1 protein-coding gene is annotated in these 23,640 nt (G+C 71.0%); it reads left to right on the top strand.

Annotated features, from left to right (window positions below):
- Positions 1-120 precede the first annotated feature (120 nt).
- Positions 121-23,640 carry a non-ribosomal peptide synthase/polyketide synthase gene (locus tag ACZ5PB_RS13335; protein ID WP_468690604.1) on the top strand — a complete coding sequence of 7,840 codons (23,520 nt, stop codon included), beginning with the start codon at positions 121-123 and terminating at the stop codon, positions 23,638-23,640.

Here is a 23,640-nt window from a genome sequence, read left to right as displayed (position 1 = left end):
TGAGGCCGCCAGTGTGCTGAGGCCGCCAGTCGTGCCGACCGCGCCGAGGCCTCGGGGGGCGTCTCCTTCCCGCACACCTTTACCTGTTCAGTTCCGTCACATGTCGTAGAGAGCACTCTGATGATTCCTCTGTCCTTTGCCCAGCAGCGGTTGTGGTTCCTCGGTGAACTGCAGGGACCCAACGGCATGTACAACATCCCGATCACCCTGCGGCTGACCGGCGTCCTGAACCAGGAGGCCCTGCGAGCGGCCCTGGCGGATCTGATCGAGCGGCACGAAGCCCTGCGCACCCTGATCGCGACCGAGGACGGCGTCCCCGAGCAGCGGATCCTCACCGCGGTGGACGCCGGACTGCGGCTGCCGGTGAGTGCGGTGACGGAGGGCGAGATGGTGCGGGTGGTGGCCGAGGAATCCGGCCGCCCGTTCGACCTCTCCCGGGAGATCCCTTTGCGGGCCCGTCTGCTCGCCGTGGCTCCGCAGGACCACGTACTGCTCCTGGTCGCCCATCACATCGCGTGCGACGGCTGGTCCCTGGCGCCCTTGGCGCGCGACGTCGCCGCCGCGTACACCGCCAGGTCCAACGGCCACGCCCCCACCTGGGAACCCCTCCCGATCCAGTACGCCGACTACGCCATCTGGCAGCGCGAACTCCTCGCGGGCGAGGACGATCCGACGAGCTTCCTGAACCAGGAACTGTCGTACTGGCGGAAGGCCCTGGCCGACCTGCCCGAGGAACTGCCCCTACCCTTCGACCGTCCGCGCCCCGCCGTGCCGAGCGACCGCAACGGCAGCGCGGACGTCCATGTCAGCGCCGACCTCCACCGGCGGCTCACCGCCCTCGCCCGCGCCGAGGGAGTCACCCTGTACGCGGTGCTGCACGCCGCGCTCGCCACCCTGCTCTCCCGCCTCGGCGCAGGCACCGACATCCCGATCGGGACCCCGGTGGCCGGGCGTACCGAAGTCGCCCTGAACGACCTCGTCGGCTTCTTCGTGAACACCCTGGTGATCCGCGGCGACCTGTCGGGACGCCCCTCCTTCCGCGAGGTGCTGGCCCGCGTACACGAACGGAACCTGGACGCCCTCACCCACCAGGAACTGCCCTTCGAGCGGCTGGTGGAGGAGCTGGCCCCCGTCAGGTCGACGGCCCGTCAGCCGTTGTTCCAGGTCCTGTTGGTGTTGCAGGACAACGTCCAACCGCCCCTCGCGCTGCCCGGCCTCGACGTGACCGTGCTGTCGGGCACGGAGGCCCCGGCCAGGGCCGACCTCTCCGTCTCCGTCAGGGAGACCTTCGGCCCCGACGGCGTCCCGACCGGCATCAGGGGCGGGATCGGTTACGCGGCGGACCTGTTCGACCACGACACGGTGCGGACGCTCGCCGAGCGGTTCGTCCGGCTCCTCGACCTGGTGACCGCCGACCCGGCGCGGCCCGTCGACGACATCGACCTGCTGGCCCCGGCCGAACGCCGCCGGGTCCTGACCGGATGGAACGACACCGCGCACGACGTCCCGGCGGCGACGCTGCCCGAGCTGTTCGAGGCACAGGCGGCGCGCACGCCCGACGCGACGGCGGTGGTGTCCGGTGACACCGAGGTCTCGTACGCCGACCTCAACGCCCGCGCCAACCGGCTCGCCCGTCACCTGGCCGGCCACGGCGTCGGTCCGGAGACCCTCGTCGGTGTCCATCTCGAACGCTCCACCGACCTGGTCGTCACCCTCCTGGCCGTGCTGAAGGCCGGAGGCGCCTACCTCCCCGTCTACCCGGACCACCCCGCCGACCGGATCGCCCACCTGCTCGCCGACGCACGGCCCGCCGTGGTCATCACGACCGGCGCCCTGCACCCGGGCCTTCCCTCCGGCGAGAAGCTGGCGCACGTCGTCCTCGACGACCCGGACACGACGCTCACCCTCGCCGGGCTGTCCTCGGCCGACCTCGACGACAGCGACCGCCCCGGGGCGCTGCTGCCCGCCCACCCGGCGTACGTCATCTACACCTCCGGCTCCACCGGACGGCCCAAGGGCGTCGCCGTGCCCCACCAGGGCGTGGTCAACCGCCTGGAGTGGATGCAGCACGAGTACCCGATCGGAGCCTCGGACCGGGTGCTGCAGAAGACCCCCTTCGGCTTCGACGTATCGGTCTGGGAGTTCTTCTGGCCCCTCCTCCAGGGCGCGGCCCTGGTCGTGGCCCGCCCCGGCGGACACCGCGACCCCGGCTACCTGGCAGACCTCATCCGGACCCGGCATGTCACCGTCACCCACTTCGTCCCCTCCATGCTGAAGGCCTTCCTCACCGAACCATCGGCCGCCCGCTGCACCGGCCTGCGCGCCGTCCTGTGCAGCGGCGAAGCCCTCACCCCCGAACTCCGCGACCACTTCCTGCGCACGCTGAACACTCCTCTGCACAACCTCTACGGCCCCACCGAAGCCTCGGTCGACGTCACCCACGCCTCGCACCTCACCAGTGGCGACCCGGTCGTCCCCCTCGGCCGACCCGTGTGGAACACCCGGACCTTCGTACTCGACCCGGCCCTGGGGCCGGTGCCGACCGGTGTGGCCGGGGAGCTGTACCTCGCGGGTGTGCAGTTGGCCCGGGGCTATCTCGCCCGTCCCGGTCTGACCGCAGAGCGGTTCGTCGCCAACCCGTACGGCGCGCCCGGCGAGCGGATGTACCGCACGGGCGACCTCGTGCGGTGGACCGCTGACGGGGAGCTGGAGTATCTGGGCCGCACTGACGATCAGGTCAAGATCCGTGGCTTCCGTATCGAGCTCGGTGAGGTCGAAGCGGCCCTGGTGTCCCATCAGGCCGTCGCCCAGGCCGCCGTCGTAGTCCGCGAGGACCAGCCCGGCGACAAACGACTCGTCGGCTACGTCGTCCGGAAGTCCGGCGGCGAGGGCAGTGACGTAAGTGATGCCAGTTCCGGCAGCGGGGGCAGTGACGTCCGCGCCCATGTCACCGGTCTGCTGCCCGACTACATGGTGCCCTCGGCCGTCGTGGTCCTGGACGCCCTCCCGCTCACCGTGAACGGCAAGCTCGACCGGGCCGCGCTCCCCGCGCCCGGGTACGCCACGGTCCACACCGACCGGGGGCCGCGTACCGCCCGCGAGGAAATCCTGTGCGACGCCTTCGCCGAGGTACTCGACCGGCCGCACGTCGGAGTGGACGACAACTTCTTCGACCTCGGCGGACACTCGCTGCTGGCGGTGACGCTGGTGGAGCGGCTGCGCGCCCGTGGCCTTCTCGTCGACGTACGGTCCCTGTTCAGCACGCCCACCGTGGCCGGTCTCGCGGCGACCACCGGTCGGCCCGAGGTACGGGTTCCCGAGAACCGCATACCGGACGACGCGCAGGTCATCACCCCGGACATGCTTCCCCTGGTCGACCTGACCGCCGCGCACATCGCCGACATCACCGCCCGCATCCCCGGTGGCGCCGCGAACGTGGCGGACGTCTACCCGCTCGCTCCGCTCCAGGAGGGCATCCTCTTCCACCACCTCATGGGCGGCGGGACCACGGACGAGGACGTGTACGTCCTGCCGACCGTTCTCCGCTTCGACTCCCGCGACAGGCTCGACGCGTTCGTCACCGCACTCCAGCAAGTGGTCGACCGGCACGACAACTTGAGGACCGCCGTGCTCTGGGAAGGGCTGCCCGAACCAGTGCAGGTGGTGCTGCGGCGCGCCGCGCTGCCGGTGCAGGAGGTGGTACTGCCCGGCGACGCCGAAGTTCCGGCGTCCGACCAGGAACTGGTCGTCCGGCTGCTCGCGGCGTGCCCTTCGTCCATGACCGTCAGCAGCGCTCCGCTGATCCGGATGCACGTGGCCGCGCAGCCGGGTGGCGGACAGTGGCTCGCCCTGGTGCAGGTCCACCACCTGATCCAGGACCACACCGCGCTGGACATCATCCTGGACGAGGTACGGGCCTTCATCGACGGACGCGACGACGAGCTGCCCGCCCCCTCGCCGTACCGCGACGTCGTCGCCCAGGCGCGGGCCCAGGTGTCCGAGCAGGAACACGCCACCTACTTCTCACGGCTGCTGGGCGACGTCACCGAGCCGACCGCTCCGTTCGGGCTGGTGAACGTTCGTGGGGACGGCACGGCGGCCACCGAGGCCACCGCCGTCATGGACCCGCGACTCTCCGCGAGGCTCCGCGAGCAGGCCCGGCGCCTCGGTGTGAGCCCGGCGACGCTGTTCCACGTCGTATGGGCCCGGGTGCTGGCCGCGACCTCGGGCCGCGACGACGTGGTTTTCGGAACGATCCTGTTCGGCCGGATGGGCGCGGGGGCCGAACGCGCCGTGGGCCTGTTCATCAACACCCTCCCCGTCCGGGTCGGCACCGGCGGCTCCAGCACGCGTGACGTCGTACGCGCCGTACAGTCCCAGCTCGCCGAGTTGCTGCTGCACGAACACGCGCCACTCGCGCTGGCACAGCGGGCGAGCGGGATGCCCGGGGACGCCCCGCTGTTCACCTCGCTCCTGAACTACCGCCACAGCGGGACGAGTTCGGAGCCGGCACGTGACGGGCTGCCGGGCGTGGACGTGCTCTTCATGCAGGAGCGGACGAACTACCCCGTCGGAATGATCGTCGACGACAACGGCAAGGACTTCGCCTTCACGGCTCAGGTCGTCGCACCCGGGTCGCCCGACATCCTGTGCACCATGATGGCGACGGTCGGCGAAGGGCTCGTCACCGCGCTGGAATCGGCCCCCGATGTGCCGCTCGGTGACATCGACGTGCTGGGTGCGGGTGAGCGTCGGCGTGTGTTGGTGGAGTGGAACGACTCGGCGCGGGATGTGCCGGTGGCGACGTTGCCGGAGTTGTTCGAGGCGCAGGCGGCGCGGACGCCGGGGGCGACTGCGGTGGTGTGCGGCGACATCGAGGTCTCGTACGGCGAGCTCAATGGGCGTGCCAATCGGTTGGCGCGTGTTCTGGTGGAGCACGGGGTTGGGCCGGAGCGGACGGTCGCGCTGGTGTTGCCGCGCTCGGTCGAGTTGATTGTCGCGATTCTGGCTGTGGTCAAGGCTGGTGGTGCTTATCTGCCGGTCGATCCGGCTTATCCGGCTGACCGGATCGCGTATCTGCTCTCCGACGGCCGGCCTGCCTTGGTCGTCACGGGCGGCGCGGTGCCGGACACGTTGGCAGATGTTGAGCAGTTGTCGCTGGACGAACCGGAGCTGCTCCGGGCCCTGTTGGTCGTTCCCGACGATGATCTGTCGGATGCGGACCGGTGTGGTGCGCTGCTGGCGGCCCATCCTGCCTACGTGATCTACACCTCCGGCTCTACCGGCCGTCCCAAGGGTGTCGCGGTCACCCACCAGGGCCTGGCGAGTCTGGTCGCTTCGCAGGCCGAGCGGTTCGCGGTGACGACTGCGAGCCGTGTCCTTCAGTTCGCCTCGCCCAGCTTCGACGCCGCACTCGCGGAGATCGCCGTCACACTGTGCACCGGAGCCACCCTGGTCACCGCCACCCGCGACGAACTGCTCCCCGGTCCGGCCCTGACCCGCCTCCTCACCCGCCAGAACGTCACCCACGCCACCCTTCCCCCCGCCGTTCTCCCCGACCTCAACCCCCGCGACCTGCCCCAACTGACCACCCTCATCACCGCAGGCGAAGCGCTCCCCGCACACCAGGTCACCCCCTGGGCTGCCCATCGCTCCCTCATCAACGCCTACGGACCGACGGAATCCACCGTCTGCGCCACCACCGCCCAGCTCGCCCCTTCCACCGACGTCCGTATCGGCACTCCCATCGCCAACACCCGCCTCTACGTGCTGAACACGGGCCTACACCCCGTCGCCCCGGGCGTTCCCGGCGAGCTCTACCTCACTGGCCCCGGTCTCGCCCGCGGCTACCTCGGCCGTCCCGGTCTGACCGCCGAGCGGTTCGTCGCCAACCCGTACGGCGCGCCCGGCGAGCGGATGTACCGCACGGGCGACCTCGTGCGGTGGACCGCTGACGGGGAGCTGGAGTATCTGGGTCGTACGGACGATCAGGTCAAGATCCGTGGCTTCCGTATCGAGCTCGGTGAGGTCGAGGCGGCCCTGGTGTCCCATCAGGCCGTCGCCCAGGCCGCCGTCGTAGTCCGCGAGGACCAGCCCGGCGACAAACGACTCGTCGGCTACGTCGTCCCCACCACCCCGGACGTGAACAGCGCCGCCATCCGCACCCATCTCGCCGGTCTGCTGCCCGGCCACCTGGTGCCCTCGGCCGTGGTGGTCCTGGACGCGCTCCCGCTCACGGTGAACGGCAAGGTGGACCGCACGGCCCTGCCCGCTCCCGACTTCACCGCCGCGAACCCGGGCCGCGAGCCGCGGACTCCGCAGCAACAGCTTCTGTGTCAGGCGTTCGCCGACGTCCTCGGCCTCCCGCACGTCGGGGTGGACGACAACTTCTTCGACCTGGGCGGGCACTCGCTGCTGGCGACGCGGCTGGTGAGCCGTATCCGCGCTGTCCTCGGGATCGAGATCCCGATCAGGGACCTGTTCGAGGCCCCCACCGTCGCCGGACTCGCCGACCGTCTGACCGTTGCCGGGCCGGTGCGCCGGAGGCTGACCGCCGGGCCGCGCCCCGAGGTGGTCCCGCTGTCCTTCGCCCAGCAACGGCTGTGGTTCCTGGGCGAGTTCGAAGGACTCTCCGCGCTCTACAACATGCCCATCGCCCTCCGCCTGACCGGAGACCTCGACCGCGAGGCCCTTCGCCTCGCCCTCCACGACGTCATCGTCCGGCACGAAGTCCTGCGTACCGTCTTCCCGGGCGTCGACGGCTCGCCGGAGCAGCGCATCCTCGGGGCGGACGCGATCGACTTCCGGCTGCCGGTGGTGGAGGTGTCGGAAGCCGGGCTTGCACAGGTGGTGGTCGAAGAGGCGCAGCGCCCCTTCGACCTGGCTCGTGAGATTCCGCTGCGGGCGCGGCTGTTCGCGGTGGCGCCGGGGGATCACGTACTGGTGGTGGTGCTGCACCACGTCGCCGGTGACGGCTGGTCCCTCGCGCCGCTGGCACGGGACATCTCCCTCGCGTACACGGCCCGGTCGGGCGGCCACGTCCCTACCTGGCAACCGCTCCCGGTCCAGTACGCCGACTACACCCTCTGGCAGCGTGAGTTGCTCGGGGACGAGGACGCTCCTGGCAGCCTGCACAGCACGCAGCTGGCTTACTGGCGCGAGACCCTCGCCGGACTGCCGGAAGAACTCGCCCTGCCCAGCGACCGCCCCCGGCCGCAGGTGGCATCCCATCGCGGTGCCACCACCGCCGTCCGCATCGACGCGGACCTGCACGCCCGGCTGACCGTACTGGCCCGCGCCGAAGGCGTCACCATGTACATGGTGCTCAACGCCGCACTGGCGACACTGCTGTCCCGGCTCGGCGCGGGCACCGACATTCCGATCGGCACGCCCGTCGCCGGACGTACCGACGAGAGCCTGAACGACCTCGTCGGATTCTTCGTCAACACCCTGGTGATCCGCACCGACGTATCGCGCGCCCCCACCTTCCGCGAACTGCTGCGGCGCGTCCGCGAGCAGAGCCTCAACGCCCTTGCCCACCAGGACGTACCGTTCGAACGGCTGGTGGAGGACCTGGCCCCCGCACGGTCGATGGCCCGCCACCCCCTGTTCCAGGTCATGCTCGCCCTGCAGAACATCACCGACCCGGCACTCCACCTGCCCGGCCTGGACAGCCACCCGCTGTCCCCGGGGGACCAGCCCGCCAAGTTCGACCTCGACCTCCAGCTCCGCGAGACCCACGCCGACGGCCACCCCGCCGGCCTGAGAGGCACCCTCACCTACGCGGCCGACCTGTACGACCGCACCACCGTGGACACCCTCGTCCAGCGGCTCGTCCGCGTGCTCGACGCCGTGACCACGGACCCCGCACTTCCGGTCACCGGCATCGACCTCCTCGGCCCGGCCGAACGCCACCGGCTCCTCGTCGAGTGGAACGCCACCGACGGGGAGGTGCCGCAGGCCACGCCGGCGGAGTTGGTCGAGGACCAGGCGGCCCGCAGGCCGGACGCCACCGCGGTCGAGTTCGACGACGCCACGTTGTCCTACGCGGAGCTCAACGCGCGGGCGAACCGTCTGGCGCGACTCCTGGTCTCCCACGGCGTACGGCCGGCGGACCGGGTGGCGGTGATGATGGACCGGTCGGCCGATCTGGTCGTCGCGCTGTTGGCGACCGTCAAGGCGGGGGCCGCGTACGTGCCGATCGACCCGGGCTACCCGGCCGAACGGATCGCCTTCATGCTGGCGGACGCCCGGCCGGCCCTGCTGGTCACGCGACAGGCCCAGGTCCGTACGGACATCCGCGCCGAGCGTGTGGTGGTGGACGATCCCGCCACGGTCGCGGAGTTGGCGGAGCTCGACGCCGGGAACCTGTCGGACGCGGACCGGGGCGGCAGGCCGACGGCCGCGCACCCGGCGTACGTGATCTACACCTCCGGATCGACGGGGCGTCCCAAGGGCGTGGTCGTACCGCAGGGGGCCGTCGTCCGTCTCGTACGCCGGACGAACTATGTGGCGCTGGGCACTGGCGACGTCGTCGCCCAGGCGTCGTCGGTGTCGTTCGACGCGGCCACCTTCGAGATCTGGGGTGCGCTGGCCAACGGCGCGAAGCTGGTGGGCGTCGAACGGGAGGTGCTGCTGTCTCCCGAACGGCTCACCGCGCAGATCGAGCGCAGCGCGATCACCACGATGTTCGTCACCACCGCGCTGTTCAACCGTCTGGCCGCGGAGTCGCCCGAGGGGCTCGGACGCCTGCGGTACCTGCTGTTCGGCGGCGAGGCAGCGGACCCGTCCATGGTCCGGCGGGTCATGGAGCTCGCCGCACCGCAGCATCTGTTGCACGTGTACGGGCCCACGGAGACGACGACGTTCGCTACCTGGCACGAGGTGGAGCGGGTCGCGGGCGGACCGGTACCGATCGGCGGTTCTGTACCGACCGGCGGACCGGTACCGATCGGCGGGCCGGTCTCCGGCGCCCGGCTGTACGTCCTGGACGCCGCGCTGCGGCCGGTACCGGCCGGGGTGGCTGGTGAGTTGTACGTGTCCGGGGCCGGTCTGGGCCAGGGATACTCCGACCGGCCGGGGCCGACCGCCGAACGCTTCGTTGCGAACCCGTACGACGGGCCGGGGGAGCGGATGTACCGCACGGGCGACCTGGTGCGCTGGACCGCCGACGGACAACTCGAATTCCTCGGCCGCACCGACGACCAGGTCAAGATCCGGGGCTTCCGCATCGAACCAGGTGAGATCGAGGCCGCCCTGGCCTCCCACCCGGCCGTCGCCCAGGCCATCGTGGTTGTCCGCGAGGACCACCCCCGAGACAAGCGCCTCGTCGGCTACGTCGTCCCGAGAAACCGTGCGAACGGCGCCGCCCTCGACGGCCCGAACGGCCCGAACGGTCTGGACGGCGCGGCGGTCCGTGAGTACCTGGCGCGGCTGCTGCCCGGCCACCTGGTGCCCTCGGCCGTGGTCGCCCTGGACGCGCTCCCGCTCACGGTGAACGGCAAGGTGGACCGCAAGGCCCTGCCCGCTCCCGACTTCGCCGCCGCGACCCCGGGCCGCGAGCCGCGGAGCCCACAGGAACAGCTTCTGTGTCAGGCGTTCGCCGACGTCCTCGGTGTCCCGCACGTCGGGGTGGACGACAACTTCTTCGACCTCGGCGGCCATTCGCTGCTGGCGACGCGTCTGGTCAGCCGTATCCGTGCCGTCCTCGGGGCCGAGATCCCGGTCCGGGCCCTGTTCGAAACTCCCACGGTGGCAGGACTCGCCGACCGTCTGACCGACTCCGTACCCGCGCGCCGGAGGCTGGCCACCGCCGGGCCGCGCCCCGAGGTGGTCCCGCTGTCCTTCGCCCAGCAACGGCTGTGGTTCCTCGGCGAACTCGAAGGACCCTCCGGCCTCTACAACATTCCGCTCGCCCTCCGCCTCACCGGAGACCTTGACCACGAAGCTCTCCGTACCGCACTCACCGACCTGATCACCCGGCACGAAGCCCTCCGCACCGTCTTCCCGAGCATCGACGGAACGCCGGAACAGCACATCCTCGGCGCGGACGTGGACGCGGACGCGATCGACTTCCGGCTGTCCGTGGTGGAGGTGCCGGAAGCCGAGCTCGCGCAGGTGGTGGCCGAGGAGGCGCAGCGCCCCTTCGACCTGGCTCGTGAGATTCCGCTGCGGGCGCGGCTGTTCGCGGTGGCGCCGCAGGATCACGTCCTTGTGGTCGTCCTTCACCACGTCGCCGGTGACGGCTGGTCCCTCGCGCCGCTGGCACGGGACGTTTCCCTCGCGTACACGGCCCGGTCGGGCGGCCACGCCCCTACCTGGCAACCGCTCTCGGTCCAGTACGCCGACTACACCCTCTGGCAGCGCCAACTCCTGGGCGACCCGGACGACACCTCAAGCCTGCACCACACGCAACTCGCCCACTGGCGGCAAGTTCTGGCCGATCTGCCGGAGGAACTGGCGCTGCCCGCCGACCGCCCCCGGCCCCCCGTGGCCACCCACCGCGGCGGCACCGCGCGCCTGCACACCGACCCCGACCTGCACCAGCGGCTCAGCGCCCTGGCCCGCGAAGAGGGCGTCACCATGTTCATGGTGCTCAACGCGGCGGTGGCGACACTGCTGTCCCGCCTCGGCGCGGGCACCGACATCCCCATCGGCCTGTCGGTGGCCGGACGTACCGACGAGAGCCTGGACGAGCTCGTCGGGTTCTTCGTGAACACCCTGGTGATCCGCACCGATGTGTCGGGCCGTCCGTCCTTCCAGGAGGTACTGCGGCGCGTCCGCGAGCAGAGCCTCAACGCCCTCGCCCACCAGGACGTACCGTTCGAACGGCTGGTGGAGGACCTGGCCCCGGCCCGTTCCATGGCCCGCCACCCGCTGTTCCAGGTCATGCTGGGCCTGCAGAACACCACGGCACCCGTCCTCGACCTGCCGGGGCTCGACACCGCCTGGCTGCCCGGCGGCGACCAGCCCGCCAAGTTCGACCTCGACATCCAGCTCCAGGAGACCTTCGCCCCTCACGGCCGGCCGAGCGGCCTGACCGGCGTCATCACCTACGCGACCGATCTGTTCGACCACACCACGGTCGTCACCCTGATCGAACGCCTCGTCCGGCTCCTCGACGCCGTGACCACTCGCACCGCCCGGCCCGTCACCGGCATCGACCTCCTCAGCCCGGCCGAACGCCACCAGGTCCTGGTGGAGTGGAACGACACGGCACACGAGGTGCCCGCGTCCACGCTGCCCGAGCTGTTCGAGGCACAGGCGGCCCGCACTCCGGACGCCACCGCCGTCGTGTTCGAGGACCGCGAGGTGTCCTACGCCGACCTCAACGCACGCGCCAACCAGCTCGCCCGCCTCCTGGTCAGCCACGGCGCCGGCCCCGAACGACTCGTCGCCCTGGCACTGCCCCGCTCGACCGATCTGATCGTCGCCGTCCTCGCCGTACTGAAGACGGGCGGCGCCTACCTTCCCATCGACCCCGAGCACCCCGCCGACCGCATCGCCCACCTGCTCACCGACGCACGGCCGGTTCTCCTGCTCACCACGGAAGCCGTCCGCGTCACCACGGAAGCCGTGCACGCGGAGGGGAACTTCACCAACGTCACCACGGAAGCCGGCCACCCGGAAGGGACCGTCCCCCCACTCGTCCTCGACGACCCGCACACGACGCGCGTCCTCGACGGGCTGCCCGTCGGTGACCTCGACGACACCGAGCTGCACGGCCCGTTGCTGCCCGCCCACCCGGCGTACGTCATCTACACCTCTGGCTCCACCGGGCGGCCCAAGGGCGTGGCCATCACCCACCAGGGCGTCGTCAACTACATCGCCCGCACCCGGCACGCCTACCCGCACCTCAGCGGCAGCACCCTGCTCCACGCGTCCATCGCCTTCGACCTCGGCGTCACCGCCCTGTACGGCGCGCTCACCAGCGGCGGCCGACTGCACATCGTCACCTGGGACGAAACCCTCCCCGCCACGCTCGCCGACCACGAGATCACCTTCCTCAAAGCCACACCCAGCCACCTGGCGTTCCTCCAGACCCTTCCCGGCAACTGGGCACCCACCGGCCAGCTCATGCTCGGCGGAGAACCCCTGCGCGCGGCCCAACTCCAGCAGTGGCACCGCGACCACCCGGACGTACCCGTCGTCAACCACTACGGACCGACCGAGACCACCGTCGGCTGCACCGACCACCCCGTGACCACCCCCGACGGCACCGGCAAGGGCATCGCGCCCATCGGCCGCCCGATGTGGAACACCCGGACCTACGTACTCGACCAGGCCCTGCAGCCGGTTCCCCCGGGCGTCTCCGGTGAGCTGTACGTCGCCGGTGCCCAGCTCGCCCGCGGATACCTGCACCGCCCCGGCCTGACCGCCGAGCGGTTCGTCGCCAACCCCCACGGCGGGCCCGGCGAGCGCATGTACCGCACCGGCGACCTCGCCCGGTGGACCACCGACGGACAGCTGGAGTACCTGGGCCGCACCGACGACCAGGTCAAGATCCGCGGCTTCCGCATCGAACCCGGCGAGATCGAAGCCGCCCTCACCTCCCACCCCGCAGTCACGCAGGCCGCCGTGCTCGTCCGCGACGACGCCCCCGGAGACACCGGGGACAAGCGCCTCGTCGGCTACGTCGTCCCCACCACCGAGGGCGTGGACGGCGCCGCCCTCCGCGCCCACGTCGCCACGCTGCTGCCCGACCACATGACGCCGTCGGCCGTGGTGGTCCTGGACGCACTCCCGCTCACCGCCAACGGGAAGATCGACCACCGCGCCCTCCCCGCACCCGCGTACGGGACGACCGAGGGGAGCCGGGAGCCCAGGACCCTTCAGGAACAACTCCTGTGCCAGGTCTTCGCCGGCATCCTCGGCCTGCCGCACGTCGGGGCGGACGACAACTTCTTCGACCTCGGCGGGCACTCGCTGCTCGCCGTACGGCTGGTCAGCCGCATCCGCACGGTGCTCGGGGCGGAGGTCCCGATCCGGGCCCTGTTCGAGAGCCCCACGGTCGCCGGACTCGCGGCCCGGCTGGGGGACCTGGACGAACCACGGCCCCGGGTCACGCCCCGGCCGCGCCCGGAGGTCCTGCCGACGTCCTTCGCCCAGACGCGGCTGTGGTTCGTGCGCGAACTGGAAGGCGCCAACGCCAACTACCACATCCCGGTGGCCCTGCGCCTGACGGGCGACCTGGACGTCGAGGCGATACGCGCAGCCCTGCGCGATGTCCTCGTACGGCACGAAGCGCTGCGGACCGTCTTCCCGGCCCCCGACGGCGCACCGCGGCAACTCGTCCTCCCTGCGGAATCCGTGTCCTTCGACATGCCGCTCGTCGAGGTGGACGAGGCCGACCTGCGAGAGGCGACGGCGCGGCTGTCGCGTTCCGCGTTCGAGCTGCGGACCGACATCCCGCTGCGCGCCCGGCTCTTCAGGCTGAGCCCGCAGGAGCACGTACTGGTGATCGTGGTGCACCACATCGCCGCCGACGCGTGGTCGCTGGTCCCGCTGGCGGGGGACGTGTCGGCCGCCTACGAGGCCCGGTCCCACGGCCACGCCCCGACCTGGGAACCCCTGCCGGTCCAGTACGCCGACTACACCCTCTGGCAGCGTGACCTCCTCGGCGACCCGGACGACCCCGACAGCCTCCACCGCACCCAACTGGCCTACTGGCAGAAGAAGTTGGCCGGGCTTCCAGAAGAACTCGCCCTGCCCGCCGACCGCCCCCGGCCCCGTACCGCCACCCACCGGGGCGGCACCTCCGGCCTGCACATCGACGCCGGGCTGCACCAGCGGCTGACCGCCCTGACCCGTGCCGAAGGCGTCACCCTGTTCATGGTGCTCAACGCCGCACTGGCGACGGTGCTTTCCCGGCTCGGCGCGGGCAACGACATTCCCATCGGCACCCCCGTCGCCGGACGCACCGACGAGAACCTCGACCAGCTGGTCGGCTTCTTCATCAACACCCTCGTCATCCGCACCGACCTGTCCGGCGACCCCACCTTCCGCGACCTGCTCCACCGGGTCCGCGACGAGAGCCTCAACGCATTCGCCCACCAGGACCTGCCGTTCGAACGGCTGGTGGAAGACCTCGCCCCCGTCCGGTCCTCGGCCCGCCACCCCCTCTTCCAGATCATGCTCGTGCTGCAGAACGTCGCGGCTGCCACGCTCGATCTGCCCGGCCTGGACATCGAGCGACTCGACGTCGGCGACAACCCGGTCTTCGACCTGTCCTTCATCCTCGGCGAGGAGTTCGACGCCGACGGCGCTGCCGCCGGGGTGAACGGAATCGTCACGTTCGCCGCCGATCTCTTCGACCGCGCGACCGTCGACATGCTCGTGGACCGACTCGTCCAGGTGCTCGATGCGGCAACGGCCGACCCGGGCCTGCCGCTCGGTGACATTGACGTGCTGGGTGTGGATGAGCGTCGGCGTGTGTTGGTGGAGTGGAACGACTCGGCGCGGGATGTGCCGGTGGCGACGTTGCCGGAGTTGTTCGAGGCGCAGGCGGCGCGGACGCCGGGGGCGGCTGCGGTGGTGTGCGGCGACATCGAGGTCTCGTACGGCGAGCTCAATGGGCGTGCCAATCGGTTGGCTCGTGTTCTGGTGGAGCGGGGTGTGGGGCCGGAGCGGCTGGTGGCGTTGGTGTTGCCGCGGTCGGTCGAGTTGATTGTCGCGATTCTGGCTGTGGTCAAGGCGGGTGGTGCTTATCTGCCGGTCGATCCGGCTTATCCGGCTGACCGGATTGCGTATCTGCTCTCCGACGGCCGGCCTGCGCTGGTCCTCACCGGTGGGGAGGTGCCGGTCACGTTGGCTGATGTTGCGCGGTTGTCGCTGGACGACCCGGAGCTGCTCCGGGCCCTGTCGGACCTGCCTGACGGCGATCTGGCGGATGCGGACCGGTGTGGTGCCCTGCTGGCGGCCCACCCTGCCTATGTCATCTACACCTCCGGCTCTACCGGCCGTCCCAAGGGTGTCGCGGTCACCCACCAGGGCCTGTCGAGTCTGGTCGCTTCGCAGGCCGAGCGGTTCGCGGTGACGTCTGCGAGCCGTGTCCTTCAGTTCGCCTCGCCCAGCTTCGACGCCGCCCTCGCGGAGATCGCCGTCACGCTGTGCAGCGGGGCCTGCCTCGTGCTGGCGGCCCAGGAGGACCTGGTGGGCGGACCGGCGCTGGCTCGCTTCATCACCGCCGACAAGGTGACCCATGTGACGTTGCCTCCCGTCGTGTTGGCGGAGCTCGCTGCGGACAGCCTGCCCACCGTGACGACCTTGGTGACCGCAGGTGAGTCGCTGCGGCCGGATCTGGTCGGCCGATGGGCGACAGGACGTCGTCTGGTCAACGCCTACGGCCCGACGGAGTCCACGGTCTGTACGACGATGGGAGTGCTGAGCGCCGACACCGCGATCCCCTACATCGGGGAGCCGATCGCCCGTACGCGGGTCTTTGTGCTGGACGCGATGTTGCGGCCGGTGCCGGTCGGGGTGGCGGGGGAGCTCTACGTGTCCGGGGCCGGGCTGGCCCGAGGGTATCTCGGCCGTTCGGCGCTGACTGCGGAGCGGTTCGTCGCCAATCCCTACGGTGGGCCGGGGGAGCGGATGTACCGGACGGGTGACCTGGCCCGGTGGAGCACCGAGGGGCAGTTGGAGTACCTGGGCCGTACCGACGATCAGGTCAAGGTGCGCGGTTTCCGTATCGAACCCAGAGAGGTCGAGGCGGCGCTGACGGCGCATCCGTCCGTCGCCCAGGCGGCTGTGGTGGTCCGTGAGGACCAGCCGGGCGACAAGCGGCTGGTGGGGTACGTCGTTCCCGCCGGGAGCATTGCCCCGCAGGCGGACGGTTCCGCCCTGCGTGCCCACGTCGCCGGTCTGCTGCCGGATCACCTGGTGCCTTCGGCCGTGGTGTTCCTGGACGCGTTCCCGCTCACGGTGAACCGCAAGCTGGACCGCAGGACGCTGCCCGCCCCCGGTTACGGTGCGGCTGCCGACGGCCGGGCTCCGGCGAACGTGCAGGAGGAGATCCTCTGCGCGGTGTTCGCCGAGGTGCTCGACCTGCCCCGCGTCGGGGTGGACGACAACTTCTTCGAGGTCGGAGGGCACTCCCTGCTCGCGACTCGTCTGGTGAGCCGGATCCGGTCGGTGTTCGCGGTGGAGACGCCGATCCGGGCGGTGTTCGAGACGCCCACTCCGGCTGGTCTTGCAGGCCGGTTGACCTCTTCTAGCGTGTCTCGGCGGCCGTTGGGGCAGCGGGAGCGGTCGGAGCTGGTGCCGTTGTCGTTCGCACAGCAACGCCTCTGGTTCCTGAGCGAGTTGGAGGGGCCGTCGGCCACCTACAACATTCCGATGGTGCTGCGGCTGACCGGTGCGCTGGACGCCGACGCCCTGCGGGCGGCACTGCACGATGTGGTGGGCCGTCACGAGGTGCTGCGTACGGTGATCAGCTCCGTGGACGGTCGGCCCTGCCAGCGGGTCGTGGACGGTGGCGAGGTCGGGGACCTGCTCATCACGGTCGACGCCCAGGGGGCCGGACAGGCCGGACAGACTGGACCGCCCGAACAGGCCGAACAGGCCGGGCTGGCCCGTCTGGTGGCCGAGGCGGCGGAGTACCGGTTCGACCTGACGGACGAGATTCCGCTGCGGGCCTCTCTGCTGCGGACCGGTCCCGACGCACACGTACTGGTCGTGGTGCTGCACCACATCGCCGGTGACGGCTGGTCGCTGGGCCCCCTCGCCCGCGACGTGTCCGCCGCCTACGCCGCCCGCTCCGCCGGTGCCGCTCCCCTGTGGGACGCGTTGCCGGTGCAGTACGCCGACTACAGCCTGTGGCAGCGCGACCTCCTCGGCGACCAGTCCGACCCCGGCAGTCTGCTGTCCGAACAACTCGCCTACTGGCGTGCGGAGTTGACGGGAGTTCCGGAGGAGTTGACGCTGCCGGTGGACCGGACGCGTCCGGCTGTGGCGTCTCATCGTGGGGGCACCGTTCCTCTGGTCGTCGATGCCGAACTGCATCGGGCGGTGGTGGATCTGGCCCGGTCGCAGGGCGTGACGGTGTTCATGGTGATGCAGGCGGCCCTGGCCACCTTGCTGCACCGTCTCGGGGCGGGGGAGGACATTCCCATCGGCACTCCCCTCGCCGGTCGGACCGACGAGGCGCTCGACGACCTGGTCGGGTTCTTCGTCAACACGCTCGTCCTGCGCTCCGACCTGTCGGGGAACCCCGACTTCGTACAGCTACTTGCCCGCATCCGTGAGCGTGCGCTGAATGCCTACGCGCACCAGGACGTGCCGTTCGAGCGGCTGGTGGAGGAGCTGACCCCGGCCCGGTCGATGGCCCGCCACCCGCTGTTCCAGGTGATGCTCACCCTCCAGAACAACACCGCACCGGTGCTCCAACTGCGCGGCCTGGACGTTGAGATGCTGCCCACCGGCAACGGCCCCGCCAAGTTCGACCTGGACGTCCAGCTCGGTGAACGCCTCACCGACGCAGGCGAGCCCGCAGGCCTGCACGGTGTGATCACGTACGCCGTCGACCTGTTCGACCACCACACAGCCGCCGACATCGCGCAACGCTTCGTCCGAGTCCTGGAGTCCGTCACCACGAACCCCTCGGTGCCGGTCAACCGCGTAGAGGTACTGGACCCGGCCGAGCGGCACCGCATCCTGGTGGACCGGAACGACACCGCCCGCGACGTTCCCCTCGCGCCCCTGCCCGACCTCTTCCAGGCCCAGGCCGCCCGCACCCCCGACGCGACCGCCGTCGTCTTCGACGACACCGAGGTGTCCTACGCCGACCTCAACACCCGCGCCAACCGCCTCGCCCGCCTGCTCATCGAGCGCGGTGCGAAGCCTGAAGCGATCGTCGCCCTGGCGCTGCCCCGGTCGATCGACCTCATCGTCGCCATCCTGGCCGTACTCAAGGCAGGAGCTGCCTATCTGCCGATCGATCCGCGCCATCCCTCGGACCGCATCGCGTACGTGCTCGCAGACGCCCGACCGACAATCCTGATCACCGACGAAGCGGGACAGGACGAACTACCGCCCACGGACGCCGTGCGGCTCCTGCTGGACGACGTACGGCTATGGGAAGACCTGGCGGGCAACTCCGGCCACTTTGACCTCCTCAGTCACTCCTGCCCCTCCGGCCACGACGTGACCGACGCCGAACGTTACGGCCCCCTGCTGACCAGCCACCCCGCCTACGTCATCTACACCTCCGGCTCCACCGGCAGCCCCAAGGGCGTCCTGGTCACCCACCGAGGCGTACCGAACCTCGCCGCCGACCACATCGAGCGGCTCCGGATCGGCCCCGAATGCCGGTTGCTCCAGTTCGCCTCGCCCACTTTCGACGCCTCGGTGGCCGACATGTGGCCGGCCTGGCTGGCAGGTGCGGCCGTGGTGCTGGCTTCCTCGGACCAGCTGACTCCCGGTGAGCCGCTGGCGCGGCTGATCGCACGTCAGCGCGTCACACACGCGACCCTGCCCCCCGCGACGCTGCCACTCCTCGCCTCCGCGGGCGGTCTTCCGGAGGCGATGACCCTGGTGGTCGCCGGTGACGCGTGCCCGCCGGAGACCGCCGAGCGGTGGTCCCGCGGCCGGCTCATGCTGAACGTCTACGGGCCGACAGAGGCGACGGTCGCCTCGCTGGCCAGCGCCCCCCTGTCCGGCTCCGGCGTGCCGCCCATCGGCGTACCCCTGTGGAACACGCGTGCCTACGTACTGGACTCCGCTCTGTGGCCGGTGCCCGCCGGCGTACCCGGCGAGCTGTACCTGGCCGGAGTGCAGCTGGCCCGGGGATACGTCAACCGGCCGACGCTGACCGCCGAACGGTTCGTCGCCAACCCATACGGCGGGCCGGGGGAGCGGATGTACCGGACCGGTGACCTGGCCCGGTGGAACACCGAGGGGCAGCTGGAGTATCTGGGCCGTACCGACCACCAGGTCAAGATCCGTGGCTTCCGGATCGAGCTCGGCGAGGTCGAGGCCGCCCTGGCCTCCCACCCGGCCGTCGCACAGGCTGCCGTCGTCGTCCGCGAGGACCAGCCCGGTGACAAGCGCCTGGTGGGATACGTCGTTCCGGCCGGGGGTTCCGCCCCGCAGGCGGACGGTTCCGCCCTGCGCTCCGCCCTGCGCGCCCACATCGCCGGGCTGCTGCCGGACTACATGGTGCCCGCTGCCGTGGTGCTCCTTGACGTGCTCCCGCTCACGGCGAACCGCAAGCTGGACCGCAAGGCCCTCCCTGCCCCCGACTACGGCGTGGGCGTCACCGGCCGGGGTCCGGCGAACGTGCGGGAGGAGATCCTGTGCGCGGTCTTCGCCGAAGTGCTCGGCCTGCCGCAGGTCGGGGTCGACGACAACTTCTTCGAACTGGGCGGCCACTCACTGCTGGCGGTGACGCTGGTGGAGCGGGCGCGCGAACGGCGCATCGGCGTGGACGTCCGCTCGCTGTTCCTCAGCCCTACGGTGGCGGAACTGGCCGCGGCAGTCGACCAGGCGGCCGGACAGCCAGCCGGGGGGCAGGTGGCCGTCCCGCCGAACGGCATTCCCGCCGACGCCACGGTGATCACGCCGGAAATGGTGACGCTGGCCGACCTCACCGCCGAGGAGATCGACCGGATCGTCGCCGTCGTTCCGGGCGGGGCGGCGAACATCGCCGACATCTACCCGCTGGCCCCGCTCCAGGAGGGAATCCTCTTCCACTCCCTGATGGAGAGCGAGAACGCCACGGACCCCTACGTCCTGCCGATCGCGCTGGACTTCGACTCCCGGGCACGCGCCGAGGCATTCCTCGCCGCGGTGCAGCGAGTCGTCGACCGGCACGACATCCTGCGGACCTCCTTCGTCTGGACGGGGTTGCGCGAACCCGTCCAGGTGGTGGCCCGCCGGGCAGCCCTTGCCGTGCGGGAGGTCGACCTCCCCGCAGCGGCGGACCGTGACACCTCGCAGACGGCGTCGCGCCTCCTCGCGGCCTGCCCGCCGAGCATGGACCTCTCCCGGGGGCCTTTGCTGCGCGCCCATCTGACCCGGCAGCCGGTCGGGGACCGCTGCGTCGTGGTGGTGCAGGTCCATCACCTGATTCAGGACCACACCGCGTTGGACGTGGTCATGGGTGAGGTGGCGGCGTTCCTCGACGGGCGGCAGGACACCCTGCCCGAGCCGCTGCCGTTCCGGGAGTTCGTCGGGCAGGCCAGGTCGAGGGTGTCCCCCCGGGAACACGAGACGTTCTTCGCGGAGCTGCTCGGCGGTGTGAGCGGGCCGACCGCGCCGTACGGCCTGCTGGACGTGCTCGGGGACGGCCGTGACGTGACCGAGGCGCGGACCCCGCTGGACGCGGGCCTCGCGGTGCGACTGCGCGAGCAGGCGCGGCGCCTGGGGATCAGCCCGGCGACGCTGTTCCACGTGGCCTGGGCGCGCGTCGTGGCGGCCACCTCGGGCCGGGACGACGTGGTGTTCGGCACGGTGCTCTTCGGCCGGATGAACGCCGGAACGGGCGCGGACCGGGTGCCGGGACTGTTCATGAACACCCTTCCCGTACGGGTGAACGCGAGTGGCGGGGGAGTGCTGGACGCGGTGCGGGGAATGCAGCGGCAGCTCGCGGAGCTGCTGGTGCACGAGCACGCCCCGCTGGCCGTGGCACAGCAGGCCGGCGGAGCTTCCGCCCGGAGCCCGCTGTTCACCTCGCTGTTCAACTACCGCCACAGCGAGGCCGCCGCCGACGGCGTCGAACTGGACGGCGTCCAGCTGCTCCAGGCGCACGAGCGCACCAACTACCCGGTCACCGTAAGCATCGACGACATGGGTGAGGGCTTCGTCGTGAAGGCCCAGACGGCCTCCCCGATCGACCCGCACGCCCTTGCCTCGATGGTGACGACGGCGGCCGACGCCGTCGTATCGGCGCTGGAGACCGCACCGTCGACCGCACTCGGCCAGGTCGGGGTGCTCCCTGCCGTAGAGCGGGAGCGGTTGTTGGTGGAGTGGAACGACACTGCGCGTGAGGTTGCTCCCGCGACGGTCGGTGAGCTGTTCGAGGGGCAGGTGGCACGGACTCCGGATGCGGTCGCGGTGGTGTTCGAGGGAGCCGGGCTCACCTATGCGGAACTGAACGCGCGGGCGAACCGGTTGGCGCGGGTGCTGGTGGCCGGTGGGGCGGGTCCGGAGCGACGGGTGGCGGTCGTGCTGGACCGTTCGCTGGATCTCGTCACGGCTCTGCTTGCGGTGGTGAAGGCCGGTGCGGCGTATGTGCCGGTCGATCCGGAGTATCCGGCGGATCGGGTGGCCTACGTGCTGGCCGATGCGCGCCCGGCACTGGTGCTGACCACCCGTGAGTGCGAGGGCGTCCTGCCGGAGGGCGTGGCGCGGGTGGTGCTCGACGATCCTGCGACCGCGACCGAGCTGGCGAGGGCGGCTGATCGGAACCTGTCGGATGCCGACCGTGGTGGGGTGCTGCTGTCCGCCCATCCTGCGTACGTGATCTACACCTCCGGGTCGACCGGGCGGCCCAAGGGCGTGGTGGTCCCGCACGAGGGCGTGGTGAACCGCCTGGCCTGGATGCGGGAGGTCCACTGCCTCACCCCGGGCGAGCGGGTGGTGCAGAAGACGCCGTTCGGGTTCGACGTGTCGGTGTGGGAGTTCTTCTGGCCGCTGACGGAGGGCGCCACCCTGGTGATGGCACGTCCGGGCGGCCACCGCGATCCGGACTATCTGGCCGAGCTGATCCTGCGCGAGCAGGTGACCGTTGCGCACTTCGTGCCGTCGTTGCTGGAGGTGTTCGTCGCCGCGGCAGAGGCGTCGCAGTGGCCGATGCCGTCCTTGCGCGCGGTCGTGGCCAGTGGCGAGGCGCTGCCGGCCGGACTGCGTGACCGGTTCGCGGCGTCGTTCGGGGTGCCGTTGCACAACCTGTACGGGCCGACCGAAGCGTCCATCGAGGTCACCGCCTTCGCCTGCGAGCCGGGTGCCGGCGCGGGTGGTGTGGTGCCGATCGGCCGCCCGGTCTGGAACACGCGGGTGTTCGTACTGGACGGCGGGCTGCGGCCCGTACCGGCGGGAGTGGCGGGGGAGTTGTACCTGGCAGGCGTCCAGTTGGCCCGGGGCTATCTGGACCGGCCCGGTCTGACCGCTGAGCGGTTCGTAGCCAATCCTTACGGCAGGCCCGGCGAGCGTATGTACCGCACCGGTGACCTGGCCCGCTGGGACAGCGACGGGCAACTGGAGTACCTGGGCCGCACTGACGACCAGGTCAAGCTCCGTGGCTTCCGTATCGAACTCGGCGAGATCGAGGCAGCCCTGCTCACCCACCCGTCCGTGGGCCAGGCCGCGGTGGTCATCCGGGAGGACCAGCCGGGCGACCGACGCCTCACCGGATACGTCGTCCCGGCGAGCGGTCCGGACGGAGGCACGGACGGAGGCGTGGGCGGCGACGTGGACGGAGGTGTGGACATCGCGGAAGTCCGTGCCGGCCTGTCGGCCCTGTTGCCGGAGTACATGGTTCCGTCCGCGATCGTCCAGCTCAGGGACGGACTGCCGCTGACGGTCAACGGCAAGCTCGACCGGAAGGCACTGCCCGCTCCGGACCACTCGACGGGACACCCGAGCAGGCAACCGGGAACCTCCCACGAGTATCTGCTTCGCGAGGTGTTCGCCGACATCCTCGACCTTCCTGAGGTCGGCGTGGACGACAACTTCTTCGAACTGGGCGGCCACTCACTGCTCGCCGTACGGCTGGTGGGTGAGATCCGCAACGCCACCGGCACGCAACTGTCACTCGCGAGCGTGTTCCAGAGGCCGACCGTGGCGGGCGTCGCGTCGCTGCTCGCCACGGACACCGGTACCGGCACCGGCTCCGGCTCCGGCTCCGGGGAAGACCTCTTCCAGCCGGTGGTGGCGCTGCGCGGGCACGGAGACCGGCCGCCACTGTTCTGCCTGCCCCCCGCCAGCGGTGTGAGCCTGTGCTACGTCGGTCTGGTCCGGCACCTGGACGCCGACCAACCCGTGTACGGACTCCAGGCGCCGGGCGTCACCCTCGCCCAGGAGACCCCGTCCGACCTCGACGCGCTGGTCACCTGGTACGTCGACCACATCACCAGCATCCAGCCGAGCGGCCCCTACCACCTGCTCGGCTGGTCCATGGGCGGCAACCTCGGGCACGCCGTCGCGGTACGGCTCCAGCAGGCCGGGCAGGAGGTGCCTCTGCTGGCCGTGATGGACGCCTACCCGCCGGACACCGACGCCCCGTACGAGGAGGCCGACGACCACGCGGTCATGGTCCAACTCCTGCACGCCCTCGGGCACCCGGTGGAGACCCACGACCAGCCGCTCACCGTGCCCGTGACACTCAGAATCATCAAGGAGGAGATTCCCGCCCTGAAGGAGCTCACCGAGGATCACGTCCGAGGGGTGGTCCAGAACACCCGCGACAACTGGCGGATGGTCCGGCGCACCGCACCGGGGCACTTCACCGGCGACATCCTCCACTTCCCCGCAACCGAGACCGGGTTCCCCCAGGAGGAGGTCCTCAAGCGGTGGGCCCCCTACTTCACCGGGCGTCTGCACAGCCATCCCGTCGCCTGCGCACACAACGAGATGACCAGGCCCGAGCCCCTGCGACAGGTCGGGAAGGTGCTGGCCGCCGCTTTGGCGAAGCGATCACAGTGA

Source organism: Streptomyces sp. NPDC032721, assembly GCF_055579625.1.
The sequence above is the reverse complement of the archived record's forward strand: the minus strand, read 5'-3'. Positions and strand labels throughout refer to the sequence as shown.

What these genes read in the sequence shown, in the direction of transcription:
- ACZ5PB_RS13335 (WP_468690604.1), top strand. Translation starts at nt 121, where the DNA reads ATGATTCCTCTGTCCTTTGCCCAGCAGCGGTTGTGGTTCCTCGGTGAA.